General features: G+C 73.5%; 21 protein-coding genes and 1 pseudogene. 8 read left to right on the top strand and 14 right to left on the bottom strand.

Annotated features, from left to right (window positions below):
• Positions 1-131: 131 nt before the first annotated feature.
• Entirely contained in the window at positions 132-740 is a 609-nt protein-coding gene (locus tag ACFWWU_RS30680; RefSeq protein ID WP_384150168.1) for a CBS domain-containing protein, read from the bottom strand.
• Between the two features lie 178 nt (positions 741-918).
• Between ACFWWU_RS30680 and ACFWWU_RS30675 the strand changes: the two genes are divergently transcribed.
• Positions 919-2,223, top strand: coding sequence for a YncE family protein (locus tag ACFWWU_RS30675; protein WP_384150165.1), 1,305 nt, complete (start codon positions 919-921; stop codon positions 2,221-2,223).
• Between the two features lie 19 nt (positions 2,224-2,242).
• On the opposite strand, the gene ACFWWU_RS30670 is transcribed toward ACFWWU_RS30675, so the two are convergent.
• From ACFWWU_RS30670 to ACFWWU_RS30655, 4 genes are all read right to left on the bottom strand, one after another.
• On the bottom strand, positions 2,243-4,315 hold the full coding sequence (locus ACFWWU_RS30670; RefSeq protein WP_384150162.1) for a discoidin domain-containing protein: 2,073 nt from the start codon (positions 4,313-4,315) through the stop codon (positions 2,243-2,245).
• A 121-nt stretch (positions 4,316-4,436) separates the two neighbouring features.
• Positions 4,437-5,030 (bottom strand): TetR/AcrR family transcriptional regulator, encoded by a 594-nt coding sequence (locus ACFWWU_RS30665; protein WP_384150159.1) that lies wholly within the window; start codon positions 5,028-5,030, stop codon positions 4,437-4,439.
• 77 nt (positions 5,031-5,107) lie between these two features.
• Positions 5,108-5,779: a GntR family transcriptional regulator gene (locus ACFWWU_RS30660; RefSeq protein ID WP_384150156.1), complete on the bottom strand. Its 672-nt coding sequence runs from the start codon at positions 5,777-5,779 to the stop codon at positions 5,108-5,110.
• A 73-nt stretch (positions 5,780-5,852) separates the two neighbouring features.
• Complete coding sequence (locus ACFWWU_RS30655) at positions 5,853-7,037, bottom strand: CaiB/BaiF CoA transferase family protein (protein ID WP_384150154.1); 1,185 nt, start codon at positions 7,035-7,037, stop codon at positions 5,853-5,855.
• Between the two features lie 167 nt (positions 7,038-7,204).
• On the opposite strand from ACFWWU_RS30655, the gene ACFWWU_RS30650 reads away from it, so the two are divergent.
• On the top strand, positions 7,205-8,386 hold the full coding sequence (locus ACFWWU_RS30650; protein ID WP_384150151.1) for an acyl-CoA dehydrogenase family protein: 1,182 nt from the start codon (positions 7,205-7,207) through the stop codon (positions 8,384-8,386).
• Between the two features lie 60 nt (positions 8,387-8,446).
• Here ACFWWU_RS30650 and ACFWWU_RS30645 read toward each other — a convergent pair whose 3' ends face one another.
• Positions 8,447-8,950, bottom strand: coding sequence for an FBP domain-containing protein (locus ACFWWU_RS30645; protein WP_384150148.1), 504 nt, complete (start codon positions 8,948-8,950; stop codon positions 8,447-8,449).
• Between the two features lie 78 nt (positions 8,951-9,028).
• Positions 9,029-10,495, bottom strand: coding sequence for a PLP-dependent aminotransferase family protein (locus ACFWWU_RS30640; protein WP_384150145.1), 1,467 nt, complete (start codon positions 10,493-10,495; stop codon positions 9,029-9,031).
• 100 nt (positions 10,496-10,595) lie between these two features.
• Here ACFWWU_RS30640 and ACFWWU_RS30635 point away from each other — a divergent pair, with 100 nt between their 5' ends.
• Together ACFWWU_RS30635 and ACFWWU_RS30630 are read left to right on the top strand one after the other, a co-directional pair.
• Positions 10,596-10,727: a hypothetical protein gene (locus ACFWWU_RS30635; protein ID WP_384150142.1), complete on the top strand. Its 132-nt coding sequence runs from the start codon at positions 10,596-10,598 to the stop codon at positions 10,725-10,727.
• Complete coding sequence (locus tag ACFWWU_RS30630) at positions 10,724-11,353, top strand: universal stress protein (RefSeq protein ID WP_384150139.1); 630 nt, start codon at positions 10,724-10,726, stop codon at positions 11,351-11,353. Before ACFWWU_RS30635 ends, ACFWWU_RS30630 begins: the two co-directional genes overlap by 4 nt.
• A gap of 117 nt (positions 11,354-11,470) precedes the next feature.
• Here ACFWWU_RS30630 and ACFWWU_RS30625 read toward each other — a convergent pair.
• A pseudogene (locus ACFWWU_RS30625) lies at positions 11,471-12,877 on the bottom strand (DUF6777 domain-containing protein); the annotation flags it as partial.
• Positions 12,878-12,953: 76 nt separating this feature from the next.
• Between ACFWWU_RS30625 and ACFWWU_RS30620 the strand changes: the two are divergent.
• Entirely contained in the window at positions 12,954-14,282 is a 1,329-nt protein-coding gene (locus ACFWWU_RS30620) for a streptophobe family protein (RefSeq protein WP_384150136.1), read from the top strand.
• 146 nt (positions 14,283-14,428) lie between these two features.
• Here ACFWWU_RS30620 and ACFWWU_RS30615 read toward each other — a convergent pair whose 3' ends face one another.
• Genes ACFWWU_RS30615 through ACFWWU_RS30605 form a run of 3 tightly spaced genes read right to left on the bottom strand, consistent with a single transcriptional unit; the run spans position 14,429 to position 18,805 of the window.
• A complete protein-coding gene (locus tag ACFWWU_RS30615; RefSeq protein WP_384150133.1) occupies positions 14,429-15,415 on the bottom strand; it encodes a serine/threonine-protein kinase in 987 nt (328 codons plus the stop codon).
• Positions 15,415-16,125: a hypothetical protein gene (locus ACFWWU_RS30610; RefSeq protein WP_384150130.1), complete on the bottom strand. Its 711-nt coding sequence runs from the start codon at positions 16,123-16,125 to the stop codon at positions 15,415-15,417. The genes ACFWWU_RS30615 and ACFWWU_RS30610 overlap by 1 nt, the downstream gene beginning before the upstream one ends.
• A gap of 4 nt (positions 16,126-16,129) precedes the next feature.
• Positions 16,130-18,805, bottom strand: a complete 2,676-nt coding sequence (locus tag ACFWWU_RS30605; protein ID WP_384150127.1) for an FHA domain-containing protein — start codon at positions 18,803-18,805, stop codon at positions 16,130-16,132.
• Positions 18,806-18,906: 101 nt separating this feature from the next.
• Between ACFWWU_RS30605 and ACFWWU_RS30600 the strand changes: the two genes are divergently transcribed.
• Entirely contained in the window at positions 18,907-19,563 is a 657-nt protein-coding gene (locus ACFWWU_RS30600) for a TetR/AcrR family transcriptional regulator (protein WP_384150124.1), read from the top strand.
• Positions 19,564-19,678: 115 nt separating this feature from the next.
• Here the strand turns inward: ACFWWU_RS30600 and ACFWWU_RS30595 are convergent, their stop codons facing one another.
• A complete protein-coding gene (locus tag ACFWWU_RS30595) occupies positions 19,679-20,494 on the bottom strand; it encodes a DUF3626 domain-containing protein (protein WP_384150121.1) in 816 nt (271 codons plus the stop codon).
• 131 nt (positions 20,495-20,625) lie between these two features.
• Here ACFWWU_RS30595 and ACFWWU_RS30590 point away from each other — a divergent pair, with 131 nt between their 5' ends.
• Both ACFWWU_RS30590 and ACFWWU_RS30585 read left to right on the top strand, forming a co-directional pair.
• Positions 20,626-21,285, top strand: a complete 660-nt coding sequence (locus ACFWWU_RS30590; protein WP_384150118.1) for a ThuA domain-containing protein — start codon at positions 20,626-20,628, stop codon at positions 21,283-21,285.
• A 146-nt stretch (positions 21,286-21,431) separates the two neighbouring features.
• A complete protein-coding gene (locus ACFWWU_RS30585) occupies positions 21,432-22,829 on the top strand; it encodes an NADP-dependent succinic semialdehyde dehydrogenase (RefSeq protein WP_384150116.1) in 1,398 nt (465 codons plus the stop codon).
• Positions 22,830-22,853: 24 nt separating this feature from the next.
• Here the strand turns inward: ACFWWU_RS30585 and ACFWWU_RS30580 are convergent, their stop codons facing one another.
• Both ACFWWU_RS30580 and ACFWWU_RS30575 read right to left on the bottom strand, forming a co-directional pair.
• The gene (locus ACFWWU_RS30580; protein ID WP_384150113.1) at positions 22,854-23,882 is read right to left on the bottom strand and encodes a PHP domain-containing protein; all 1,029 of its coding nucleotides are present in this window, start codon (positions 23,880-23,882) and stop codon (positions 22,854-22,856) included.
• Positions 23,883-23,892: 10 nt separating this feature from the next.
• Positions 23,893-25,977 carry a SpoIIE family protein phosphatase gene (locus ACFWWU_RS30575; protein WP_384150110.1) on the bottom strand — a complete coding sequence of 695 codons (2,085 nt, stop codon included), beginning with the start codon at positions 25,975-25,977 and terminating at the stop codon, positions 23,893-23,895.
• Between the last annotated feature and the right edge of the window lie 251 nt (positions 25,978-26,228).

Here is a 26,228-nt window from a genome sequence, read left to right as displayed (position 1 = left end):
TGAGATCGGGTCTCGTGGTCCGGGGTCTCCTGATCCCCGGTCCTCCAGGCTTCTGACGGAGCCGCCGCCCGCCCCCGGGGCCCGGCCGGACGGCACCCCCGTCCGGCCGGGTCCTTCCCGCGCCGACATCCCTAAGGGGCGGTGCCGTCGCCGTCGTCCTCGTACGCGAGCCGGTCCACGACCTCCACGACTCCGTCCACCGTCTCGCACAGCCGGACCAGGATCGGCGCGGTGTCCGCGCTCTCCAGGGTGCCGCTGAGCGTCACCACGCCCTCGTCGACGTCGATGTGCACGGCGGCGGGGGAGAGGCGCAGGATGCGGACGACGACGTCCTCCCGGATCTCCTCCTGGATCGACCGGTCCCGCCGCAGGAACAACTGGAGGAGGTCGCTCCGGCTCAGTACGCCGATGAGCCTCCCCTCCGAGTCCACCACCGGCAGGCGCTTCACCCGGTGCCGCTCCATCAGCCGGGCCGCCTCGACCGCCGTCCACGACGGGCGGGCCGTCAGGACCGGGCTCGACATCATGGCCTCGGCCGTGCTCGGGCCGTCCTTCGCGGAGTGCCGCCGCAGCAGGTCCGCCTCGGAGACGACGCCCACGGGCCGGTTCTCGTCGTCGACGACCGGGACCGCGGTGATGCCGTACTCGTCGAGGAGCCGCGCGATCTCCTTGAATGACGTCCCCCGCTGCACCGCGACCGCGGCCGGCGTCATCAGGTCCGCGACACTGCGGTTCCTCATCGTCCGTTCCGTCCCTTCTGCGTTCCGGACTCCATGGTCCCGCACCGGACGTAGTCCTGGTGTGAGGGGGGTGGGGGAAGGGTGGGGGAACGAGGGCCGGACAGGGGCTTGCCGGAGATGTCATGTACATGGTTACTTCGGGTAAGTCGTGGTTCCGAGAAGGAAGAAGGACCCCCTCATGCCCTCCCCTCGCACCCCCCGCCGCCGCCGCTTCGGCGGCGCCCTCGCCCTGGCCCTCGCCCTCCTCGCGACGACCGGCGCCACCGGAACGGCCGCCACCGGAACGGCCGCTCCGGGCAGCGCAGCCGCCGGAACGACCACGGACGGCGCCCCCGCCGGACTGCGCGAGGTGATGTTCGTCGGCAACAACTGGGACGGCACGGCCGACGTCATCGAGTCCCGGGGCGACTTCCGCCGCATCGGACGGGTGAACGTCATCCCCGACCGGGAGGAGCGGCTGCGCGAGATCTACCTGAACCCCGTCAAGCTCGCCTTCTTCCTCGGCGTCCGCAGCGGGCCGGGGGAGGGGCACGACCAGTTCGTCGACGACATGTACGCGACCCCCGACGGCACGGCCATGGTCGTCTCCCGCCCCAGCTTCGCGGACGTGGTCTCCCTCGACCTGCGTACCGGCCGGATCAACTGGCGCTTCCCCGTGGCCGGTTACCGCGCCGACCACATGGCTGTCTCGCCCGACGGCACCCGGGTCGCCGTCTCCGCCTCCACGGCGAACACGGTGCACGTCCTCGACATCGCCACCGGTCGCCAGCTCGGCTCCTTCAAGACCGGCGACAAGCCGCACGAGAACGTCTTCACCTCCGACGGCCGTCTGTGGAACATGTCCATCGGCGAGGTCACCACCGCCCTCGACGCGCCCTGGCTCGACTGGACCAAGGGGGACCGGCGCATCACCGTCGTCGACGCCCGCACCTTCGAGACCGTCCGGGTGATCGACATGCGCACCCGCCTCGACGCCTTCGGCCGCGACGACCTCTCCGACGCCGTACGGCCGCTCGTCTTCACCCCGGACGAGAAGAAGCTGTACTTCCAGGTCTCGTTCCTCAGCGGGTTCCTGGAGTACGACGTCGACACCGACCGGATCACCCGGGCCAAGTACCTCCCCGGCAGCCCGTCGACCGACCCCGACCGCACGACGTGGGTCAACGACTCGCGTCACCACGGCCTGTCGATCAGCCCCGACGGGGCCAAGCTGTGTGTCGCCGGGACGATGGACGACTACGCCACCGTCGTCGACCGGGCGAGCCTCCGGCAGGGCCCGCTCGTCGAGGTGTCCAAGCCCTACTGGGCGACCGTCAGCGGCGACGGAGCGTCCTGCGTCGTCTCGGAGAGCGGCGCCGACCGGGTGACGGCGATCGACTTCGCCACGGGCCGGCGGGTGGCCACCGTCGATGTCGGTGACCACCCCCAGCGCGTCCGGCTCGCCCGGGTGCCCGCCGACTGGACGGGCACCACGGGGGGCTGAGCCACGGGCGCGACGAGCGTCAGGTGCGGTGCACCGCGACCTCGTGGAGCGAGTAGCCCCACTGGGTCGCGCGCCGCACCCCCTGGATCCGTACGTACCGCGCGGACTGCGAAGCGAACTCCGCCGTGTCGTAGCCGCCGTCACCGGCGTCCGTGGACCACGCCGTCCGCCAGTCCGTACCGTTCTCCGACAGCTCGATGCGGTACTCCCGCGCGTAGGCCCGCTCCCAGTCGAGGGTGACCTTGCCCACCCGGTGTACGGAGCCGAGGTCCATCCGGAGCCACTGGCCGTCCGACCAGTCGCTGGCCCAGCGCGTGCCCGTGTCGCCGTCGACGGCACGGCCCGGCGCGTAGCTGGTGAACGGGTGCCACTCCGCGGAGCTCGCCGAAGTGGCCGCACCCGAGGCGAGGTTGATCCCCGGCTCGTGCTTCTCGGTCGACTTCCACGTGGTCAGGTACGACTCCGCACCGGCGGCCAGCTCGTCCACGACTCCCTGGCCGCCGCTGAGCCGGATCTGCTCGATCCAGTCCGGGACCAGGCCGTTGTGCGCGGCGCCGTCGGTGTTGAGGTCCCACGTGCGCTCGCCGGTGACCTGACGGTCGATCATCGTGCCGCCGTCGGCGCTGCGGAAGGGGTACTTCACGGCGTTCGGGGCGTCCGGGCCGACCGGACCCGGCCAGCCTCCGACGCCGTTCATGTCCGTGCCGTAGCCGAGACCGACCCCGTACTTCTCGCGGAGGTCCGCCTTCTGGCCCGCCTCGCCGATGAAGCCCTCGGCGCCGTGCATGTACTGGGCGACGAAGCCGCCGAGGCGGTAGAGCCGCTCGGTCCAGTCGAGGTCCATCCAGCTGTGGGTGGAGAGGACGCCCGGGTACTCCTCGGACTCCAGGATGTCGAGCGCGCGGCCGGCGGCCTTGACGCTCATGTGGTCGAGCTCCAGCATCATGCCCCGGTCGATCATGCCCCGCAGGGCGTGCTCGCCGAGTCTGGTGAGGCCCCGGGTGTTGCACTTGGCGTCGGAGGCGTACGAGGGCATGCTCACCCCGGCCGGCAGCTTCTGGGCCATCACGGGCGCGGCGGCCAGGCCGATCGGGTTGTCGTGCTGCGGGCCCGTGCACCGCTCCGTGGCCCAGAAGGTCCCGGTGGACAGGAACTGGCCGATGTTGACGGCCGCCCCGATGGTCCCGGAGTCGAAACGCACGCCGCACAGCGCGTTGTCGAACTTGTGGCACAGGAACATGCTGCGCACGCCAAGGCCGTACAGCTCGTCGAGGCCGCGGTCGATGTCGGCCTTGTCGCACTGGGCGACGTCCAGGATCTGCTTGCAGCCGAACGGCTCCGAGGTCTCGACGCCGAGGACGACCGCGAGCTTGCCCTGCTCGACCACCGAACGGGCCTGGGCGGAGCTGGTGACGATCCGGAACCAGCCCTTTCCGGGGCCTCCGTACATGCCGTCGACGTAGTCCTGGAGCTCGTACGTCTTCCTGGCCTGGAGGCGGATCGACTCCATCTCGTCACAGCCCCGGTCCCGGGGCAGGATCGAGCAGATCAGGCCGTTCGTCACCAGGTCGTTGACGAGGACGCGCTGCCCGCCGCGCCAGGCGCGCTCGACCCAGGCGTAGTAGTTCTGCTGGTGGGTCAGGGAGTTGTTGGCGGGCCAGTCCTTGAACGAGGGCCAGCCGACCGGGTCGTGAGTGCCGTCCGCGCCGCCGGTGATGTTCTCGAAGAGCGCGCCCCTGCCGTCCGGGTAGTGCTCGGGGCAGTCCTTGAGCGCGTCGGCGATGCCCGCGGTGGAGAACGTCTGCCCGCAGATGAGCCGGCCGCCGAACCCTTCGTTGGACATCAGGTGGTTGTGCGCGTCGACGAACCCGCGCACCTTCCCCTGGGCGTCGGTCCCGGTGAACGGCGCACCGGTGACGTTGATCCCGGAGTCCGGTGCGGGCCGGGAGGTCGGCTCCCACCACGTACCGGCGGCGGCTCCGGCGGCCGCCGCGGGCACCGGTCCCGATCCGAACAGGAGCGCGGCGAGGGCGAGGAACAGGGCGAGGAGGGCGGATCTGCCGCCGGTCCTGCGCGGTGAGGGTCGAATCATGGTCGGCGATGCCTCCGGTCGGTGGGGGTGTGCCGGGCGCCCCGAGAATCGCGGTGTCGAGCCAGTGAGTCAAGAGTCCGGGACAAACGACCTGTTGGCGAAGTGACCGACCGGTAGCGTGTCACCCGTCGATCAGCGCCACCAACTGATCGGCCGTCATGTCGAGCTGGTCCGCGGCGACTTGCTGGTCGCCCAGGACCAGGAACTGGAGGGTGAGCCCGTCGATCGCCGCTGCCAGATACCGCGCCAGCACCTCCACCGGCACCCGGGGGTCCGCGCGGCGCACGATGCCCACCTGCTCGATCAGGGCGGCCGCCGACGCCACGTACTGCTCGTACTGGGCACGCGCCAGATGCTCGAACCCCGGCTCGCGCAGGGCGTACTGGGTGAGGTCGTACGTCAGCATGTGCTCACCGGGGTGCGCGGTGACGTGGTCCCAGTACGTCTGAAGCCCGGCCCGCACGGTCTCGCGCAGCGTGGCCCTCGGCTCGACGGCGGACTTCACCCGGGCGACGTAGTTGCCGGTGATCGTCTCGATCGCGGCTTCGAGCAGCGCCTGCTTCGAGTCGAAGCAGTAGTGGAAGACGCTCAGCGAGACGCCCGCCTCCGCGCAGATCGACCGCGTGGTCGTCCGCGCGACACCGTCCCTGGTCATCGCCCTGATCGCCGCCTCGACGAGCTGCGTGCGTCGTTCGGCCGACGGCATCCGCGCCATGGTTCCTCCTCGCGTCCGGCGACAGGGTAAGACGCGAGGGGGTGCCTCGTCAGGGTCGGGGGTCGCCCGACCGGCCGTCAGCCCCGGTCCAGGTCCAGGACCTCGCGGAGCGCCGCCACCGCGTGGGCGCGGTGCTCGTCGAGCCATCGCACGGCGGCGTGTTCATCGCCGTGGAGCAGCGCCGAGAGCACGGCACGGTGCTCGTGGACGGCCTGTTCGCGGTGCGGGGTCTCCGTGTAGTAGAGCGAGCGGTAGGCGTCGGTGGAGTCCCACAGGGTCGCGATGAGGCGGACGAGGCGCGGCATCCCGGACGCCTCGATCAGGGTGAAGTGGAAGCGCCTGTTCGCCGCCGCCATCGCCGGCACGTCACCGTCCTCGGCCGCCCGCTCCACCTCGCGCTGGATGGCTCCGAGCGCCTCGACCGTACCGTCCGGCATGCGGCGCACGGCCATGCGCACCGCTTCCGTCTCCAGGAGCTCCCGGATCCGGTAGATCTCCTCCAGGTCGGCGAGCGAGAGCTCCGCGACGAAGTACCCCCGGTGTATGTGGTGCACGACCAGGCCCTCGGCCTCCAGGGCCTTGAGCGCCTCGCGGAGCGGGACGCGGCTCACGTCGAACCGCGCCGCCAGCGCGTCCTGACGGATCTGGTCGCCCGGCTTGAGCTCCCCGCTGGTGATGGCGCGCCGCAGTTCCTCCAGGACGAACTGCTGGGCGGTCTGCGGCCGCCGTCTCTGCACCGCGCTGCTCATCGCCTGTGACCTTCCGTTCCCGATGTCGCCCACCGGCCGCTTCCCCCGCCGGTGACCACCATCTTCCTATGGATCAGGGCGTACGCGCGGGCCGGCCGAGCGCCGCGAGCAGCACGTCCGTGTGCTCGCCCAGGCGCGGGGGAGCTCCTCGGTACGAGGGCGGGGTGGCGCCGAGCCGGATCGGGTTGGCGACCTGACCGGGGCCGGCCGCCGGCTCGGGGACGCGCGGGTCGAGCCCCAGCCGGTCGGCGAGGTCGAAGGCGGCGGCCAGGTCGTTGATGGGGCCGCAGGGCACCCCGGCGGCCGTCAGCTCCTCGAACCAGCCGTCGGCCGTGCGCGTACCGAGCGGCCCGGACAGCGCCTCGACCAGCTCCTCGCGGTGGGCGACCCGGGCCGTGTTGGTCGCGAAACGCGGGTCCTCGGCGAGCTCCCGCCGGCCGAGCCGCTCGCACAGCGCGCGGAACTGGCGGTCGGTGCCGACCGCGAGGACCAGCGGCCGGTCCTGGGCCTCGAAGACCTCGTACGGCGCGATGCTCGGGTGCCTGTTGCCCATCGCGCGCGGGACGACGCCCGCCCCGAGGTGCGCGGCGGCCTGGTTGGTGAGCGCCGAGAGGAGCGAGCCGAGCAGGGAGACCTCGACGCGCTGGCCCTCGCCGGTGCGCTCGCGGTGCCGGAGGGCGGCGAGGACCCCGAGACCCGCATGGAGGCCGGTGATGACGTCGACGAGGGCGACACCCGCCTTGGTCCCCGTGCCCTCCGGCTCGCCGGTCACGCTCATGAGCCCGCCCATCGCCTGCACGAGCAGGTCATAGCCGGGCAGCCGGGCCCCTTCGGCGGTACCGAAGCCGGTCACCGAGCAGTAGACGAGCCCGGGATTGCCCGCGCGCACGTCCTCGTACCCGAGCCCCAGCTTCTCCATCGTGCCGGGCCGGAAGTTCTCCACCAGGACGTCCGCGCGGTCGACGATCGCGCGCGCCGTCGCCAGGTCCTCCGGGTCCGTGAGGTCGAGCGAGACGGATCGCTTGTTCCGGTTCACCCCGAGGAAGTACGTCGCCTCGCCGCCGGCGAACGGCGGCCCCCACGCACGGGTGTCGTCCCCGGAGCCCGGCCGCTCGATCTTGATGACGTCCGCGCCCAGGTCGGCGAGGAGCATCGTCATGTACGGCCCCGCGAGCACCCGGCCGAAGTCGGCGACGACGATCCCGTCCAGGGCGCCCGCCGCGGCGGCGCCCGTCGTGCCCTCTTGGTCTGCGCGCATTCCGCTTCTCCCTCGCCGGCGCTGCCGGCCGTCGGATCCCGTCGGATGACCGAGACGGTACGGCCCGGCGATCGGATTTTCCATACTGGATCCAATATCCGATCTGGCGCTACGCTTCGGCTCGCCGAGTCGCACCGTCGTCAGTCGCCCGTCACAGGAGGCCGTCCGTGAAGTCGCCGTCCACTCCCGTCCACCCCTTCGACCTGCTCGCCGTCGACGGTCTGCTCACCGACGAGGAGCGCGAGATCCGCCGGACCGTGCGCGCCGTCGCCGACCGCGAGCTGCTGCCCCACGTCGCCGGCTGGTTCGAGAAGGGCGAGATCCCGGCCCGCGAGCTCGCCCGCACGCTCGGCGGCATCGGCGTCCTGGGCATGCACCTGGAGGGGTACGGCTGCGCCGGCACCAACTCCGTCGCGTACGGCCTCGCCTGTCTGGAGCTGGAGGCCGTCGACTCCGGACTGCGCTCCCTCGTCTCCGTCCAGGGCTCCCTCGCCATGTACGCGATCTGGAAGTACGGCTCCGAGGAGCAGAAGCAGCGCTGGCTGCCGAAGATGGCGGCCGGCGAGTACATCGGCTGCTTCGGCCTCACCGAGCCCGACGCCGGCTCGGACCCCGGGGCGATGCGGACCAACGCCAAGCGCGACGGCTCGGACTGGGTGCTCAACGGCACCAAGATGTGGATCACCAACGGCTCCGTGGCCGACGTCGCCGTCGTCTGGGCGCGCACGGAGGACGGCGTCCGCGGCTTCCTCGTCCCGGCGGGAACGCCCGGCTTCAGCGCCCCGGAGATCAAGATGAAGCTCTCCCTGCGGGCGAGCGTCACCAGCGAACTGGTCCTGGAGGACGTGCGCCTCCCGGCCGACGCGATGCTGCCCGACGCCCGCGGCCTCTCCGGCCCGCTCGGCTGCCTCAACGAAGCCCGCTTCGGCATCGTCTTCGGCGCCCTCGGCGCCGCCCGCGACTGCCTGGAGACGGCCATCTCCTACGCCCGCGACCGGACCGTCTTCGCCCGTTCCCTCGCCTCCTACCAGCTGACCCAGCAGAAGCTCGCCGACATGGCGGTCGAGCTCGGCAAGGGCATGCTGCTCGCCCTCCACCTCGGCCGTCTCAAGGACGCGGGCGAGCTCACGGCCGAACAGATCAGCGTGGGCAAGCTGAACAACGTACGGGAGGCCATCGCGATCGCCCGCGAGTGCCGCACGATCCTCGGCGCCAACGGCATCACGCTGGAATACCCGGTGCTGCGCCACGCCAACAACCTGGAGTCGGTGCTCACCTACGAGGGCACGAGCGAGGTCCACTCCCTGGTCATCGGCAAGGCGCTCACCGGCGAGCAGGCCTTCCGCTGAGCTGTAGGCCCGGTTGCCGGTGAGCGGGCGTCCGGTGAGCGGGTGGCGGGGTGACGGCGGTCAGACCGCCGTCACCCGGCCGACGAAGGCGTCCAGATTGGCCGTCGTCCGCGCGATCCGCTCGTCGACGGTGAGGGACTCCTCCTGGCGCCCGGCGCGCAGCTTCGGCTGCCGCTTGCCCCGGACGTAGAGGGAGCAGGCGAGGTCGGCGCAGAGGTAGATGCCGACCGTGTTCCCCTCGCGGCCGCGGCTCCCGGCGAGCGGCGCGACGAGGAGAGTGACGCCCGAGGAGGCGTGCGCGGTCAGACACACCTGGCACATGCTGGACTTCACGGCGCTGGTCCGGCCGGTGGCCGGCACCCGCAGGGTCACGCCGAGCGGCCCGTCCTCACGGGGGACGACCAGGTGCGCGCGCAGCGGCGCGCCCGGGTCGACCCAGCCGAGGAAGTCCAGGTCCCCCCAGGGGAGTTCGGCGAAGTCGAGCGGCAGCTTGAGCCGTGCCGCCTCGCCCTTCGTGCAGTTCACGAAGGACGAGCGGATCTCTTTGTCGGTCAGTCGTTCCACTCGTTGGACCGTACACGGACCGCCGATGCGGGGCACGCGAATATGCGGCGGGCGCGGCTCCGGGCACGGTCCGAGGCCTCAGGCCACCCAGTCCGGCAGCGCCGGGTCGGCGAACCGCCCCGGAGCCCCGTCGAGGGCTGCCGCGAGCCGCTCGGCCGCCGGTTCGTAGACGTCCTCCGGCAGCGTGTACGGGATCCTCAGTCGGTGCTCGTGCGTCCCCGGGTCCACCCCGAACCGCGCGCCGCCCTCCACCCGCACGCCGTGCCGCAGGGCGCGGGCCGAGACGGAGGAGGCGACCGGGCGGCCCAGGTCGATCCACAGGGACATCCCGCCGGCCGGCACCGTCCAGTGCCAGTCGGGCACGTGCCGGGCCAGCGCCGTCGTCAGTGCGTCCCGGCGCCGGCGCAGCTCCGCGAGGCGCCGCGGCACGATCGTGTCGAGCCGCTCCATCAGGGCGACCGCGACGAGCTGGTCCAGGACGGACCCCGACAGGTCGGCCGTGATCCGGACCCGGGCCAGCTCGGTCACGACCCGGGACGCGGCCCGGACCCAGCCGACCCGCAGCCCGCCCCAGCAGCTCTTGCTCAGCGAACCGACGGAGACGATCTGCTCGCCGTCGCCCCCGCCGGCCGCCGCGGCGAAGGGCGGCGGCGCGGGCACGTCCAGGGCGATGTCGGCGAGCGTCTCGTCGGCGACCAGCCACGTCCCGGTGGCACGCGCGGCCCGCGCCAGCTCCCGGCGCTGCTCCTGCGGCATCAGGTGCCCGGTCGGATTGTGGAAGTCGGGGATCAGATAGGCCAGACGTGGCGCGGTCTGCCGCAGCGCGGCGTCGACGAGGCCGGTGTCCCAGCCGGTCTCGGTCACCGGCACGGGGGTGATGCGCAGCATGCGGCCGCGCATCGCGTCGAGGGCGTTCGTGTACGAGGGGTTCTCGGCGAGCACCCGGTCACCGGCCCGGCCGAGCAGCGTCAGGACCAGCGACAGCGCCTGCTGCGCGCCCGCGGTGACGAGGATCTGCTCGGGCCGGGTCGGCAGGCCACGGGCCGTGTACCGCGCCGCGATCGCGGCGCGCAGGACGGGCAGTCCGTACGGGTGGTAGCCCTGCGAGCCGGCGTAGCGGGGGAGCTCGGCGGCGGCCGACGCCAGTGCCGCGGCGAGTTCGTCCGGGGCCTGCGGCGCGGCCAGGGCGAGGTCGATGGTGGCCCCGGCGTCGTCCTGGAAGGCGCCGAGCGGGGTCGGCGCCTGACCGTCCGGCAGCGCGGTCCAGGTACCGGCACCACGGCGGCTGTGCGCGTACCCGCTCTCCCGCAGCAGGTCGTACGCCCCGGTCACGGTCGTCCGGCTCACCGCCAGCACCGTCGCGAGCTCGCGCTCCGCCGGCAGCCGCAGGCGCAGCGCCACCCGCCCGTCGAGCAGGGCCTCACGGACCGCCCGCGCGAGCTCCCGATAGCCGAACCGGCCCTCGGCGGGCGGGGTGAGGAGCGACGCGAGCTGGCGGCCCGTCAGGGTCCGGTCCGCTGTGTGGACCACGCGTGCCACTGCCATGCCAATCACTCCTTATTGGCTCTGCTGTCCAGGCCAATCAGAGTACAGACTCCTGTCCAGTGGCCTGGTGGCCACCTCCCCACGGGAAAGGAGACGACCGATGTCCGGACACTTCACCGACCGCGACGAGCGGATGTGGCAACTGCGCGCCGAGGAGCGCGAGGCCCGACCCCTGGCGCTCGGAGCCTGGCTCCGGGGCCTGCGCACGGTGATACGCGGTGGCTCGACGTGAGCGCCCCGCACCCCGACGCCGAGCCGGTTCCCGAGGGGACCGTCCGGCGGGTCGTCGTCGGCGTGAGCGGATCGCTCGCCTCCCTCGCCGCTCTGCGGTACGCGACCGCTCTCGCCCGCCGCGAGTCCGTCCCGCTCCTCGCGGTACTGGCCTGGGCACCGCCGGAAGGCGAGGGCCTGTACGCCCGGAGGCCCGACCGGGAGTGGGCCCGATTGTGGGGCGAGGCCGCCCGGGACCGGCTGTGGAGCGCCTTCGTCGACGCCCTCGGGGCGGCTCCCGGGGACCTCGCGGTGGAGCGGCGGATCGTCAGGGACGCCCCAGCGGCCGCCCTCCGCGCGGCGGCCGACCTCCCCGGCGACCTCCTGGTCGTCGGCGCCGCGCCGCGCCGGGGCCGCCTCGCGCGGCTGCGCCGCCGCCCGGTCCTGCGCGCGCTCCAGGACCGCGCGGCCTGCCCGGTGCTGACCGTGCCGGGTCCGGCGCTGCGCCCGGGGGAGGCCCGCGTCCTGCGCGGGAACGCGCGTACCTCCGTACCGGGTGGATCCGGTGCGGAGGTACGGGCGGACGGGGACCGACGGGCCGCGAGGTCAGACGAAGAGCGCGGCGCCCGGACCGGGACCCTGGACTGAGCCCGGTACCGAGCCCGACCCCGCTTCCGGGACGGAAGGCGTCACCGACAAGGGCAGCGACGGGGACGGGGGCTGGGACTGGCTCTGCGGGGACGACGGGGACACGGGGGAGAGCACCGACGCCGACTCGTCCGGCGGCGGCGGCGTCAGCTCCGCGGACTCGTCGGTCGCCGGGCCGGACTCCGGGGCGGGCGACTCTTCCGACGGTGGCGACTCGGTCGAAGGGGACTCGTCGTGCGGGCTCGTCGAGTCGGACGGCGAGGCCGGTGAGGACGTCGACTCGGACGGTGACAGCGGCGAAGGGCACGGCGGCGGGGTGACGCCCTCGCGGGGCGTCGGGGTGTCCGTACCCGTCACCGTCACACACGGCAGCGGCGTCGGGGAGTCCGACGGGGACGTGGAGGCAGAGGTGGACGGCGACGCGGAGGGGGACTTCGAGTGCGACGGCGGCGGAGGCGGGGGAGTGGGCTTGTCCTGCGTGCCGGTGTCGCCGTGCTTCCGCGCGAACCAGCCGTCGTCCTCGGGGTCGTACACGACGAAGACGTTGACGACCGTCACCGAGGGGGCCACGACGACGACCTGCGAGGAGTTGTATCCCTGCCAGGGCGTGCCCGTCGTCCGCGGTGCCTTCTGTGCCACCGGTTCGGTCAGCGGATTGCCGCACGCGCAGCGGACGCGCGGCACGCCGCGGCCGTCGACGAGGACCGCGGTCCCGCTCTGGAGGGTCGCCTGGTACGTGGTGGCGGAACCGTCCCGGAAGCCGTGGTTCGTCACCCGGGTGTCGGCCCGGAGCTGAAGCGGGGTCAGGGAGCGGAGATAGCCCGGGACCTCGTTCGTCTCGATGCCGAGGACCGAGGCGAAGGCCGCGTTCTTCGCGGGCTGGGCGGAGAGGTAGCGCACCTGCTGCTCCACGTCGCAGCTCGCGACCGACTGTGTTCCGCCGTAGAGCCCGGGCGTCGAGCCCGACACCCGCGGCGTGCCCGCCTCTGCCGACGCGGTGCGGGGCGGCAGCGAGGGCGGCGATGCGGAGGCGCCGCCGGTGCGGGCCGTCGACTGGGTGAACGGGTCAGGGCCGGACGCGGCGGCGTTCTGGAGGAAGACCTCGCCGCCGCCGGATCCGGTCGTGCCGTTCGTGTCGTCGGGCTGGCTGGTCAGGACGACGGCCAGGGCCACGCCCGCCACGAGGACGGCGGTGGCCGAGGCGACCTTCGGGACGGAGCGCCACCATGGGCCGCCGCCGCCCTTGCCGGTGCCTCCGCCGGACGGGCCGCCTCCGCTGGGCGTGCCCCCTCCGCCGGACGAGCCGCCTCCGCCGGGCGTGCCTCCTCCGCCGGACGAGCCGCCCGGGCCGCCGCCTGAGGGCGGTCCGGGGGGTGGTGGGGGTCCGCCGGTCCCGGGGCGGTTACCCGGTTCCGACAGGGGGCCGGAGGGCGGGCCTGACGGCGGTACCGACGGAGGGCCGGACGGAGGGCCTGATGGCGGGTGGGAAGTCACGTTTTTCCCTTTCTTCCGTTCCGGGCCCATTGTGTGCGCGGAACGGTGCCCGCCCGCAAGCGGAGGAACGCCCGTCCACAAGCGGGCGGCCGCCACCGGTACTAGCGTGGACAGCGTGAGCAGTCGGCTCTCCACCTCAGCGAGCCCCGCGACCCCGACCGGGCTCTTCGTACGCGTCGGCGTCCAGGCCCTGGCAGCGGTGGTCGCCGGGTACGTCGCCATGGGCGTCGTCGCCGGACTCGGCCTCTGGGCCGCGGGCGCGGCCGACCTGCCGGGCGGCTTCACCGCCGTCCTCGCCGCGGTCGTCGTCATGGCCGCGGGCGGCAAGATCGACCTCGCCGGCGACGCCGGAGCCCTCGCGGGAACCCAGGCCGAACTGACCGCGATGCCCCTCACCGTCACCCTGGTGGGCGCGCTCGTCACCGGCTACTGCTTCCTCCGCCCCCTGCGCCACCACGCGGTCGCGGGCACCCGTGAACTCCTGCTCCGCGCCGGGGGCACCGTCGTCCTCTGGCTGGCCGCCCTCGCGGGCCTCTCCGCCCTCGCCCGGCACGACTTCCCGCTCACGATCGGCGGAGACACGTCGGAGGAGTCGGAGGATTCCCTCGGGGACCTCTTCGGGGAGCTCCTCGACGCGACCGACCCCACCATCGGCTTCCGTACCGACGTCGGGCCCACCCTCTTCTACGGGCTCCTGTGGATCCTCGGCGTGCTCGTCGTCGCCCTCCTGGTCTCCCGCAGGACCCCGCTGCCGTCCCGGCTCGTCCGCTACCACGAGCCCGTCCGGCCCGCCGCCCACGCGATGCTCATGCTCCTCCTCGCGTACGTGGCCGTGGGCCTGGTCATCGGGATCGTCGTCGCGGCGACCAAGGGCCACGTGGCGGAGACCCTCGCCGTCCTCCTGCTCGGCCTGCCCAACGTGTCCTGGCTCGCGCTCGGCGTGGGCATCGGCGGCTCGTGGGAGGGCAAGGCCGAGGGGCCGTTCGGCCTCCCCATGCCGCAGATCCTCGACGCCGTCCTCCGCGACGGCGGCGGCAGTACCGACCTGTCGACGGTCGACCTCTCCTCGCTCGCCGCGGAGGACGCGAGGGCCTGGTGGCTGCTGCCCGTGGCGGCCGTCCTGATCCTCGCCGCGGCCTTCGCGGCGGCGGTCCGCTCCCCGGCCGGGACCAAGCTCTGGCAGCACTCCCTGCGCCTGGGCATCGCCTTCGCCCTGACGATGCTGGTCGTCGCCCCCCTCACCCTGGTCGAGGCCCGCTTCGGTCTCTCGATCCTCGGCATCGGCGACCTCGACGACCTGGGCGGCGAGGTGCTGCTGCGCCCGCACGTCTGGAAGACGGTCGGCTTCGCCCTCCTCTGGGGTCTCGTCCTCGGCTTCCTCGGGGGCCTCCTCGCCTCCCGGGTCCACCGCAAGGGCGAGGCGGAGAAGAAGTAGGCCCGGACGGGCGAGGCGGAGGGGCCCGGCCGGGTGAGGCGGAGGGGCCCGGCCGGGTGAGGCGGAGAGCCCCGGGCGGGTGAGGCGAGGAAGCCCCGGACGGGTGAGGCGGAGAGCCCCGAGGTCCGGCTTGGTCGGGACGGACCTCAGAGCTCCCGGAAGACGGGCCGTGCCCACACCGGAGGTGCCGGCGGCGGTCCGGGCCTTCGGGTGTCCGATGTCACCACGGGGCCTCCGGCCGTGCCCGGGCCGGCCAGTGCCGACCGCAGCTCCGCGACGAACTCCAGACACGTCCCGTACCGCTCCTCGGGGGACTTCGCCAGGGCCCTCGCGAAGACCGCGTCCGCCGCCTCCGGCAGCCCTGGGCGCACTTCGGAGAGCGGTGGCGGCGGATCGTACTGCTGCGCCCACAGCACCGCCCAGTCCGTGTCGCGCCGGAAGGGCGGCGCGCCGACCAGGGTCTCGAAGACCACGCACGCGAGGCTGTAGACGTCGCACCGGCCGTCGACCGGCTTGCCCGAGATCTGCTCCGGCGCCACGTAGTCGAGGGTGCCGACGAACTCGCCCACGGTCGTGAACCCGGTCAGCGAGAGCGACTTCTTCGTCAGCCCGAAGTCCGTGAGGTAGACGTGCTCGGGGTGGTCACGGTCGGTGCCCTCGGCCACCAGGATGTTGCCCGGCTTCACGTCCCGGTGGACCAGGTCGTGCGCGTGCGCCGCGTCCAGGGCGGAGGCCACCTGGACGGCGATCCGCCCGGCCTTCACGGGTGGCAGCGGCCCCTCGCGGACGAGCAGGGCCACCAGGTCCTGCCCCGCCACGTACCGCATCGCGATGTACAGGACCCCCTCCGTCTCGCCGGCGTCGAAGACCGGCACGATGTGGGGGTGGTCGATGGAGGCGGCGACCCGTGACTCGTGCGCGAAGCGTTTGCGGAAGGTGTCGTTGCGGGCCAGTTCGGGGGCGAGGAGCTTCAGGGCCACCGTCCGGCCCAGGCGCTGGTCGCGCGCCCGGTACACGACGGCCATGCCCCCGCGGCCGATCTCTCTCTCCACGAGGTAGCCCGCGATCTCCTTGCCGAGGAGCCCCGAGGCCCTCCCCGACGGGAGGTCCGCGTCCTGCGCGCCGCCGGCCATCAGTCCTCACCCGCCGTTCCGGGCGGTCGCTCCACGACCTGCGTCGGCGGCGGCCCGGCCGCCCCCGCCGGGTCGACCTGGGGCACCACCTGGGTCGGCTCGTACACGGGAGGCCCGGCTCCCGCCCGGTCGCCCGGAGCGGGCCCGGCGGACTCCGGGACCTCGTCCGCCCGGGGCGCGGGGGAGCCGGCGACCCGCACGGAGGCCGACGGGGCCGCGGACGCCGCGTACGTATGGAGTCCGAGGCCGTCGCAGAACACCCAGCGCTCGTGCTCCGCGTCGTACAGCCACACCGACTCGCCGTCGACGACCATCCCCACCCGCAGGCCGCGCGTCCGCCGCCGGAAGGCCTCGCCGTCCAGGCGGCCCGCGCCCAGCTCGTCGGCCGCCCGCCGGTACCGGCCCAGCGCGTCCTCGGCGCGGGCCAGCAGCGGCCGCGGATCGGCCGTCCTGGTGAGCGGCCGGCCCGCCGCCGGGGGATCGTCCGGCACGGTGACGAGCAGCCGCGCGTCGACCCACGCCTGCCAGCCGTTGGAGCACAGCACCCGCCCCCAGTCCCCGGCCCGTTCGGTGAGCCGTACCGGCAGGAACGCGTCGAGGGACACCGTCGGCAGCGCCGGATCGGGGGTTTCCCAGGCGGGCAGACCGTCGCGCGGCACGACGTGGGTGGGCCGGAAGTCCGGCACGCCTTCGGTTACGAGGACGCTCACGGGTCTACCTCCGCATCACGACCGGCTCGTGGCGGCGCAGCAGCCGCGCCACGACCACTCCGAGGGCAAGACAGATCACGACCAGCATGCCCATGTCGAACAGCCAGGCGTCCAGGGTGTGGCGCATCAGCGGATCGTCGGTCTTGTCGCTCGGCGCGACCGTCCCGATGTCGATCGTCGCGCCCATCGCGGCGAACGCCCACCGCGAGGGCACCAGCCAGGCCAGCTGCTCCAGGCCGGGCGTACCGCGCACGGTGAGGAGCGCCCCGCAGAACACCACCTGCACGATGGCGAGGAGGACGAGCAGCGGCATCGTCACCTCCTCCTTGCGGACCACGGCCGACACGAGGAGGCCGAGCATCATCGCGGTGAAGGAGAGGAGCGCGACGGCGAGCGTGATCTCGACGAGCGGGGGCAGCAGGACGCCCTTGCCCCCGGGCACGTTCAGCGGGACGCCGATCAGGGCCACCAGGGTCAGGACCACCGCCTGCACGACCGTGATCAGCCCGAGGACCACCACCTTGGAGGCGAGGTACGCGGAGCGGGACAGTCCGACGGCTCTCTCGCGCCGGTAGATCGTGCGCTCCTTGACCAGCTCGCGCACGGCGTTCGCCGCGCCCGTGAGGACACCGCCCACACAGAGGATGAGCAGCACGTTCAGCGTCGACTCGGGGTTGAGCTCGCCCTCGGACAGGGCGCGGGCCATCGCGCCCATCACGAACGGCAGCGCGATCATGATCGCGAGGAAGGTGCGGTCGGCGGAGAGCGCCGCGGCGTACCGGCGGACCAGCGTCCGCAGCTGGGAGCCCCAGCTCTGCGCCTTCGGCGGCGGATCGGTTTCCGGTACGAGCGGTACCGCGCCGGAGGGCCCTACGGAGGCCCCGCCGTCCCCGGTGGGAAGGACCGGGCGTGCCGTCGCGTCCGAGACGTACCGGCGGTGGAAGACGGAGGACCGGTACTGCCCGGCCCAGTCGCGGTCCCGGTCGTTCTCGAAGGCCTCGAAGGCCTCCGGCCACTGCGTGTAGCCGAAGAAGCCGAGGGTGTCCGCGGGCGGTCCGTAGTAGGCCACCCGGCCGCCGGGGGCGAGGACGAGCAGCCGGTCGCAGACGTCGAGACTGAGGACGCTGTGCGTGACGACGACGACCGTGCGCCCGTCGTCCGCGAGCCCGCGCAGCATGTGCATCACGGACCGGTCCATGCCCGGGTCGAGGCCGGAGGTCGGCTCGTCGAGGAAGAGGAGCGACGGCTTGGTGAGCAGTTCGAGGGCGACGCTCACCCGCTTGCGCTGGCCACCGGAAAGGCTGTGGATCGGCTGCTCCGCCCGCTCCACGAGACCGAGCTCGCGAATCACCTCGTCGACCCGCGCCCGGCGCTCGGCCGGCGCCGTGTCCTCGGGGAAGCGCAGCTCGGCGGCGTAGCCGAGGGCCCGCCGGACGGTGAGCTGGAGGTGCAGGATGTCGTCCTGCGGGACGAGCCCGATGCGCTGGCGCAGTTCGGCGTAGTCCCGGTACAGGTCACGGCCGTCGTAGAGCACGGTGCCCCGGTCGGCGGGACGCTGGCCGGTCAGCGCGCCCAGGAGCGTCGACTTCCCGGCACCGGACGGTCCGACGACCCCGAGCAGGCACTTCTGGCCCACCGGGAACGACACCTCGTCGAGAAGGGTCTTGCGGCCGTGGTCGACGGTGACGGCGAGCTCCTGGACGTCGAGGGAGATCTCGCCGTTGTCGGTGAACTCGACGAGCTGCCCGCCGATCAGGCAGAACGCGCAACGGCCGATGCCGACGATGTCGTCCGCCGTCACGCGCGCGTCGACGACGCGGCGGCCGTTGAGGAAGGTGCCGTTGTGACTGCCGAGGTCGTGGATCCAGTACGTGCCGTCGGGCCGGGCGCGCAGTTCGGCGTGCCGACGGGAGACGACGAGGTCGGAGACGACGACGTCATTGTCGGGGGCACGGCCGATCCGGACACTGGTCGCGGGCAGCGGCCGCACGGACGTCGGCTGCCGGAAGGTGCCGGTGGCGGCGGGGTACGAGACGGAGGAGGGGCGCAGCGGCTCGGCGGCGGGGGACTCCGGGAGGGGTGCCGCGGGGACGGATGGCGTGGGGGCGGACGGCTCCGGGGGTGCCGGCTCGGGGCGCGCCGGCACCGGGGTTGCCGGCTCCGGGCGCGCCGGCTCCGGCACCGGCGGTGCGGGGACAGGCGGCTCGTGGACCTCAGGCTCGTGGGCCGGAGGCTCGTGGACCTCAGGCTCGTGGACCTCAGGCCCGTGGGTCGGAGGCTTGGGGGGCGGGGCCTCGTGGATCGACGGCTCGCGGGCCGGGGCCTCGGGGGGTGGGGGTGCCGGCGGGCGGGCCCGGGGCGCGGTCGAGAGCACCGCTCGCGGGCCGTCCTCCGGATGCCCGAACCGTACGACCGTCCCGGGGCCGACCTCGCGGACCCCGGACACCCTCAGCCCGTTGGTGAAGGTCCCGTTCGTGCTGCCCTCGTCCGCCAGGTCCCAGTGGCCGCCGACGGCGCGGAGCAGTGCGTGGTGCCAGGACGCCCGGGCGTCCGAGAGCACGACGTCGCTGGTGGGGTCGCGCCCGATGCGATAGACGCGGCTCGGGTCCATGAGCGTCGCGTCCCCGTCGATCTCGAGGATCAAAGCGGGCGCGGCGGGTGCGACGGGCCGCTCTCCCATGCGTGAATCCTATCCGTCGGCGCTGATCCCCGCCCGGCATGAGGCGCCGGTAGGGTGGGCGCTTCCGCCGCCGGACGCGGCCCGACGAAGGAGGCCCACCCGTGCCGAACGGTGTCACCAGGCGACGGCCCCGCACGCGCGCGGCGCTTCTGAAAGCCGCCCTGGAGGCCTTCGCGGAGCACGGTTTCCACGCGACGACGATCGAGCAGATCTGTGAGCGCGCGGGCTACACGCGGGGCGCGTACTACTCGAACTTCGCCAGCAAGGAAGAGCTCTTCCTCGCGCTCTTCGACGAGCACAGCGACCGGACCGTGCGACGGCTCGCCGACGCGATCGACGCGCTGACCGCCGAGGACTACACGCTGGCGCGGCTGGCCGAGCTCGCCGCCCGGATCGAGCCGGACGAGCGGGACTGGTACCTGGTCACCACCGAGTTCACCCTGCACGCCATCCGCGACCGGCAGGCCGCCTGGGTGCTCGCGCGCCACGACGAGCGGCTGCGCGCCGAGATCGCCCGCGGCCTCACCCTCGTCCTGCGCCGGGCCGGGCGGGAACTGATCGTGGACGCCGACCGGTTCGCCCGGCTCATCGTCGCCCTGCGCGAAGGCGGACTCGCGCAGAGCTACGTCGAACCGGCGGCGCTGCCGCCGGGGAGCCTCGAACGCGAGTTCCTCGCCCCGCTCCTGGAGGTCTCGACGCGGGAACTCCCCGCCCCCGAAGGCCAGTCGAACAGGTCCGGGTCGGACGCGGCGATCTGATCCCGCAGGGGGCGAGCGCGGGCGGCACGGTGCTCACGGCGGCTCCTTGGTGAGCGGGTGGGGCACGGCGCGCCATGAGATGCAGACACGCATCCGATACGACAACGGATCGGTCTCAGCCCGCCGGCGCCCCGAAGCGCGCCAGGTAATGCCAGACCTTCTTCACGTCCTGGGGGTCGTGCTCCCCGGAACCCGCCGCCTCCTGCACGGTCCGCGGGTCCAGCACCTCGTCGACGGTGATCTTCGCACCCAGCTCGACGTACTCCGGGCCCCGGAATCCGGGATGCCGGCGCAGCTCCTCGACGGAGAGCCGGAACCCGCCGTGCCACTCGACGGCACACGGCAGCCGCCGGGCCGCCGCCTCGACCTCCGTACCCCGGTGGCTCGGGTCCAGCACCAGCGCCTCCACGTCGCGCCCGATCACGACGGGTCCGTGGATCTGCGCCTCGACGTAGTCGTCGAGCGGGTCCTGCCCGTCGGCCTCGGCGAGGGCGACCAGACGCATCCGGGAGGCGACGCCGAAGTCCGTGGGCTCCAGGAAACTGTCGGGATAGCAGAAGGAGGCCCGCTCCAGGGTCGACGACGCCAGCCGCAGATGGGCGGAGCCGAAGCGGGGAGCGGCGCCGAAGGGGCGGCGGCGGAAGTCCAGCGCTCCGTAGACCGGCCGCGCGTGCGCGGGGGCCGCGTCGTACGCCCCGCCGAAGATCCGGCTCTCCCAGCGCCAGCGGTCCCCGCCGGGGCGGGCGGTGAGACCGCCGTTGCCGGTGCCGGTCACGAACTGGGAGCGGTAGACGCCGTCGTCCGCGAGCCGGTCGAGGAAGTGCGGGTGGAAGTTGAGAGTGACCCGCAGGGTGGGGTCGAGCGGAGTGCCCGTGGCGAGGCCGGCGACATGGGCGAGGGCCTGACGTGCGGGGTCGTGGAGGGGCGTCATCGGGGCATTCTGGCGGAGGGCCGGGGCTCGCGGCGCGGGGATTTCGCTGGCCACGGCCGGGACGGAGATGATAGAAAGCGCTTTCCCCGTCTTCGTCCTCCGCCGAGCCCTCTCCCTCAGGAGTTCACCGCGTGCCCACCGCCGACGTGCTGATCTACACCCGCACCGCCGGGTACCGCCACGACTCGATCCCCGCCGGCGCCGCCGCCCTCGCCGAGATCGCCCACGAGCGGGGCTGGGGGGCCGAGGTCACCGAAGACCCGGCGGCCTTCACGCCCGGGCGGCTGGCGGGGTGCGCCGCCGTCGTCCTGCTCTCCACCACCGGCACCGTCCTGACTCCCGAGGGGCGCGCCGCCTTCGCCGCGTACCTCCGGGGCGGCGGCGCCCTCCTCGCCGTCCACGCGGCGGCCAACGCCGAGCCGGACTGGCCCTTCTACGGGGAGCTCCTCGGCACCCGCTTCGACGGCCACCCGGAGATCCAGCCCGGCACCGTGCTCGTCGAGGACCCCGGCCACCCGGCGACGGCGCCGCTCCCGGACCGCTGGGCCTGGACCGACGAGTGGTACAACTTCACGGCCAACCCGCGCGGGGCGGGCGTACGCGTCCTGGCGCGGGCCGACGAGACCTCGTACAGCGGCGGCACCCTCGGCGACGACCATCCGCTCGTGTGGTGCCGGGAGATCGACCGGGGCCGCGTCTTCTTCACCGCGCTCGGGCACTCCTCGGAGGCGTACGACGACCCGGCCTTCCGCGCCCACCTCTCCGGCGCGCTGGCGTGGCTCACCGGCTGAGGCCGGAGGCCACCCGTCGGAGGCCCGCCCCGCCGGATCACCCTGCCCCACCAGGCCGGTGTCACCCCACCGCCCCGCCCCTGTTGCGCCGCCGCGCCCGGCGCGGGAGGTTGCCGGTGGGGGCCGATGGCAGGAGGAGAGTCGTCATGGGCATCGCCACGGTGAACCCCGCGACGGGCGAGACGCTGCGCACCTACGAGGCCCATGGGCCCGATGAGGTCGAGCGGCGCATCGCCGCCGCGCACGAGGCGTTCCGCCAGTACCGCACCACGTCCTTCGCCGAGCGCGCCCGCCTGATGCGGGCCGCGGCCACGCTGCTCGACGAGGACGCCGAGGACATCGCCCGGACCATGACGGTCGAGATGGGCAAGCCGATCGCCGCCTCCCGCGCAGAGGCCGCCAAGTGCGCCAAGGCCATGCGCTGGTACGCCCACAACGCCGAGGAACTGCTCGCCGACGAGCATCCGGCCGAGAGCGACGTCCAGGACTCCGGCGCGGACCTGGCCCGCGTCCACTACCGGCCCCTCGGCCCGGTCCTCGCCGTCATGCCGTGGAACTTCCCGCTCTGGCAGGTGATCCGCTTCGCCGCGCCCGCGCTCATGGCGGGCAACACCGGCCTCCTCAAGCACGCCTCCAACGTGCCGAGGACGGCCCTCTACCTCGGCGACCTGTTCCGCCGCGCCGGATACCCCGACGGCTGCTTCCAGACGCTCCTCATCGGCTCCCGCGACGTCGAGGCCGTCCTCCGGGACCCCCGGGTCGTCGCCGCCACCCTCACCGGCAGCGAACCCGCCGGCCGGGCAGTCGCCGCCGTCGCGGGCGACGAGGTCAAGAAGACCGTCCTGGAGCTGGGCGGCAGCGACCCGTACATCGTCATGCCCTCCGCCGACATCGTGCGCGCGGTGAAGACCGCCGTCACCGCGCGCGTGCAGAACAACGGCCAGTCCTGCATCGCCGCCAAGCGGTTCATCGTCCACCACGACGTCTACGACGACTTCGCCGAGCGTTTCACCGCCGCCATGAACGCCCTCACCGTGGGCGACCCCCTCGACGAGTCCACCGACGTCGGCCCCCTCGCCACCGAGCAGGGCCGCACCGACCTGGAGAGTCTCGTCGACGACGCCGTACGCCGGGGCGCGACCGTCCTGTGCGGCGGCGGCCGCCCGGAGGCCGAAGGGCTCCGGCGGGGCTGGTACTACCGGCCGACCGTGCTCACGGGCATCACCCCCGCGATGCGGATCCACCGGGAGGAGACGTTCGGCCCGGTCGCCACCGTCTACCCGGTGCGGGACGTCGAGGAGGCCGTCACCGTCGCCAACGACTCCCCGTTCGGGCTGAGTTCGAACGTCTGGACCCGGAAGGAGGAGGACATCGCCTTCTTCGTCCGCGACCTGGAGGCCGGCGGCGTGTTCGTCAACGGAATGACGGCCTCCCATCCGGCGCTCCCCTTCGGCGGGATCAAACGCTCCGGCTACGGACGCGAACTCTCCGGCCACGGCATCCGCGAGTTCTGCAACGCGACCACGGTCTGGCAGCGCGCCTGACCCGCGTGCCACCCGGGGCGGCCCTCAGGTACGCGTCCACTCCAGCAGCCGTTCCGCCGGCCAGGTGTTGATCACCCGGTCCCCCGGTACGCCGCACTCCTCGGCCCGTGCGCAGCCGAGGATCTGCCACTCCAGCTGACCCGGCGCGTGCGCGTCCGTGTCGATCGCGAAGTACGCGCCCGTGTCGACCGCGACGCGCAGCAGCTCGCGCGGGGGATCGAGGCGCTCCGGGCGGCTGTTGATCTCCACCGCCGTCCCGGCCTCGGCGCACGCCGCGAAGACCCGCTCCGCGTCGAACTCCGAAGCGGGCCGCAGCCGACCGCCCGCCACGAGCCGCCCCGTACAGTGCCCGAGGACGTCCACGAGAGGGTCGCGGACGGCCCGTTCGAGCCGGCGGGTCATCGTGCGCGCCTCCATCCGCAGCTTCGAGTGCACCGAAGCGACGACCACGTCCAGCCGTTCGAGCAGCTCCGGTTCCTGGTCGAGCGAACCGTCCTCCAGGATGTCGCACTCGATCCCGGTGAGCAGCCGGAAGGGCGCCCACTCCTCGTTCAGCCGTGCCACCACGTCCAGTTGCTCCCGCAGCCGCTCCGGCGAAAGGCCCCGCGCGACCGTGAGCCGCGGCGAGTGATCCGTGAGCACCGCCCACTCGTGCCCGAGGTCCGCCGCCGCACGGCCCATGGACTCGATCGTGGCGCCGCCGTCCGACCACTCGGAATGGAGGTGGCAGTCGCCGCGCAGCGCCGCCCGCAGTGCGGCACCGGCACCGTCCTTCGGCTCCGTCGGCCCCAGGCTGGCTTGGAGCTCAGCTTCCAGCCTCGCCAAGTACTCCGGCACTTGGCCCTCAAGGGCTTCGCGGACCACCGCAGCCGTCTTCGGCCCGAGCCCCTTCACCGACTCCAGGGTGCCCGCCGCCGCGCGCCGCGCCGCCTCGCCCGCCGGCAGGGCGTCGACGGCGGCGGAGGCCGTACGGAACGCCCGCGCCCGGTACCCCGGTGCCTGGGCGCGCTCCAGCAGGTACGCGATCCGGTTCAACGCGGCCACGGGGTCCACGGCATCCTCCTCACCCGCCGCCCGCGGCGGCGTCGGCCGCCGTCGGAGCCGGCTCGATCTCGCACCAGACCGCCTTGCCCTCGCCGCGCGGCTCGACCCCCCACCGGGACGCGAGCGCGTCGAGCAGGAGCAGCCCCCGCCCCGACGTGGCGGCCTCGCCAGGGGTACGCCGCCGGGGCCAGGCGCTCGACCGGTCCTGCACCGAGAGCCGTACCCGGCGCACCGGCTCCGGCAACACCTCCAGGGTCAGCACCGCGCCGCCCTCGGTGTGCAGCAGGACGTTGACGAGCAGCTCGCCCGTCAACAGCTCGGCGTCGTCGGCCAGTTCCGGCAGACCCCAGTCCCGCAGCGCCTGTCCCACGGCCGCCCGCGCGTCCGAGAGCCCCTGCGGATCGGCCTGGTGGATGTACTGGTGGATCCGCGGCGCCCGGGGCGTGCCCGGGTCCGGGCTGCGCCGCAGCACGAGGAGCGCGACGTCGTCGCCGGCGCCCCACCGCTCCCACAGCCGCTCCGAGAGGTGGTCGGCGAGCGCCTCCGCCTGCGGCGGGCCGCTGCCGATCGCCTCGGAGAGCGCGGCGAGCCCCGCGTCGATGTCGGAGCCGGGCTGCTCCACGAGGCCGTCCGTGCAGAGCACGAGCGTCTCCCCGGGCACGAGGTCGAGCCGCGTCTCCGGGAACTCCTCGTCCCCGAACACGGTCGCGAGCCCCAGCGGCAGTCCGCCCCGCAGGTTGGGCTGCCCGACCCGGCCGTCGGTGTGCCGGATCAGCGGGCCGAGATGCCCGGCCCGTACGGCGCGCAGGGTGCCGCTCGCCAGGTCCACCTGCGCGTAGGTGCAGGTCGCGAAGCGGTTGGTGTCCAGCTCGGCGAGGAACCGCGACGCCCGGGCGAGGACCGTCGACGGGGCGTGCCCCTCACCCGCGTACGCCCGCAGCGCGATCCGCAACTGCCCCATGATGGCGGCCGCGTGCGTGTCGTGCCCCTGCACGTCGCCGACGACGATCCCGACCCGGCCCCGGGGCAGCGGGATCACGTCGTACCAGTCGCCGCCGACCTGCCGTCCGCTCCACGCCGCGTGGTAGCGCACGGCGATCTCGCCGCCGGTGATCTCCGGGATCCGGCGCGGCAGCATCGTCGCCTGGAGCCCCGTCGCGAGCTCCCGCTCCTCGTCGAAGAGGATCGCCCGCTGGAGTGACTGGGCGACGATCGCCGCGAGCCCGAGCGCGAGGTTCCGCTCGTCGGCGTTGAAGGACGAACGGCCCCGGTAGAACAGCGTCATGCCGCCCAGCGAACGGGCCTGCGCCACCAGGGGCAGGTAGCAGGCGGACCGGAACTGCAGACGCGACAGGTACGGCGCCAGTTCCGGGAAGTCCCGGCCCAGCGACTGGAACGAGGACACGAACCGCGGCCGGCCGGTCAGCACCGCCTCGGCCAGTGGAAGGCCGCGGTCGAGCCGCCGGGTGCGGAAGTCGTTCAGGGCGTCGAGGGACTCGCCGCTCAGCGCGATCACGTTGAGCGAACCGTTCTCGACGAGACCCAGCGCCAACCCCTCGGCGCCGAGCCGGGCGAGCCCGCCCGGACCGGTCAGCGCGGCGGTCACGTCGTCGACCGTCACCGCGCGCGACAGCGCGTTCGTGGTGCGCTCGACGATGCTCGTCTGCACCTCGCGCCGCTTCTCGAGTTCCAGCACGAAAGCGGAGTGCGTGACCTCGGCGGTCGTGTCCCGCACGACCCCGACGATGCGCTGGGCCCTGCCGTCCGGCTTGCGCAGGATCCGTGCCTGCACGTGCGTCCAGTGGGGTGCGCCCTCGTCCTGCGGGATCGGGAAGTGCGCGGTGTACGACACCGAGCCACCCTTCACCGCGTCCCGGACGATCCCTTCGAGCCGGGTCCGCTCCTCGGGCGCCAGGCGCGCGACAAGCGTCGCCGGGCGCCCGTCATAGGTGTCCGAGGCCAGCCCGAAGACCAGCAGCCCGGACTCGTCGACATCGATCGTGCCGGTGTCGAGATCCCAGTCGAAGCTGCCGGTCCGGTTCATGGCGAGCCGCTCGGCGGGCCCGATCTCGCCACTGCGCGTATGCCGGTCGTCGTCGGTCATCCCCCCCATTGTCGAACCCGTACCCCGTGGACGCCATGGCGGTGACACGGCGTGGCGCAAGTTCGCCTCGACGGGCGGGCGCTCGGAGGGTGTCCCCGGCGGGGCAGAATGGGCCGGTGCAGCCGTTCTACCGTGTTCTCGGCCCCTGTGAGGCGCTCCGTACCGACGACGGGACGGAGGCCATGCTGAGCGGTGCCAGGCTCCGGGCGCTCCTCACCGCGCTCGCCGCGGGCGCCACGGTATCCGGTGCA

This window comes from Streptomyces sp. NPDC058650 (assembly GCF_042717315.1).
Taxonomy (GTDB): Bacteria; Actinomycetota; Actinomycetes; order Streptomycetales; family Streptomycetaceae; genus Streptomyces.
Note: the sequence above shows the minus strand (reverse complement) of the source record. Positions and strands in the feature narration are given on the sequence as shown.

Excerpts from the sequence above, each read along its gene's own strand:
- ACFWWU_RS30680 (WP_384150168.1), bottom strand. The coding sequence starts at position 740 with ATGAGGAACCGCAGTGTCGCGGACCTGATGACGCCGGCCGCGGTCGCG.
- ACFWWU_RS30675 (WP_384150165.1), top strand. The coding sequence starts at position 919 with ATGCCCTCCCCTCGCACCCCCCGCCGCCGCCGCTTCGGCGGCGCCCTC.
- ACFWWU_RS30670 (WP_384150162.1), bottom strand. The coding sequence starts at position 4,315 with ATGATTCGACCCTCACCGCGCAGGACCGGCGGCAGATCCGCCCTCCTC.
- ACFWWU_RS30665 (WP_384150159.1), bottom strand. The coding sequence starts at position 5,030 with ATGGCGCGGATGCCGTCGGCCGAACGACGCACGCAGCTCGTCGAGGCG.
- ACFWWU_RS30660 (WP_384150156.1), bottom strand. The coding sequence starts at position 5,779 with ATGAGCAGCGCGGTGCAGAGACGGCGGCCGCAGACCGCCCAGCAGTTC.
- ACFWWU_RS30655 (WP_384150154.1), bottom strand. The coding sequence starts at position 7,037 with ATGCGCGCAGACCAAGAGGGCACGACGGGCGCCGCCGCGGCGGGCGCC.
- ACFWWU_RS30640 (WP_384150145.1), bottom strand. The coding sequence starts at position 10,495 with ATGGCAGTGGCACGCGTGGTCCACACAGCGGACCGGACCCTGACGGGC.
- ACFWWU_RS30635 (WP_384150142.1), top strand. The coding sequence starts at position 10,596 with ATGTCCGGACACTTCACCGACCGCGACGAGCGGATGTGGCAACTGCGC.
- ACFWWU_RS30615 (WP_384150133.1), bottom strand. The coding sequence starts at position 15,415 with ATGGCCGGCGGCGCGCAGGACGCGGACCTCCCGTCGGGGAGGGCCTCG.
- ACFWWU_RS30605 (WP_384150127.1), bottom strand. The coding sequence starts at position 18,805 with ATGGGAGAGCGGCCCGTCGCACCCGCCGCGCCCGCTTTGATCCTCGAG.
- ACFWWU_RS30595 (WP_384150121.1), bottom strand. The coding sequence starts at position 20,494 with ATGACGCCCCTCCACGACCCCGCACGTCAGGCCCTCGCCCATGTCGCC.
- ACFWWU_RS30585 (WP_384150116.1), top strand. The coding sequence starts at position 21,432 with ATGGGCATCGCCACGGTGAACCCCGCGACGGGCGAGACGCTGCGCACC.
- ACFWWU_RS30575 (WP_384150110.1), bottom strand. The coding sequence starts at position 25,977 with ATGACCGACGACGACCGGCATACGCGCAGTGGCGAGATCGGGCCCGCC.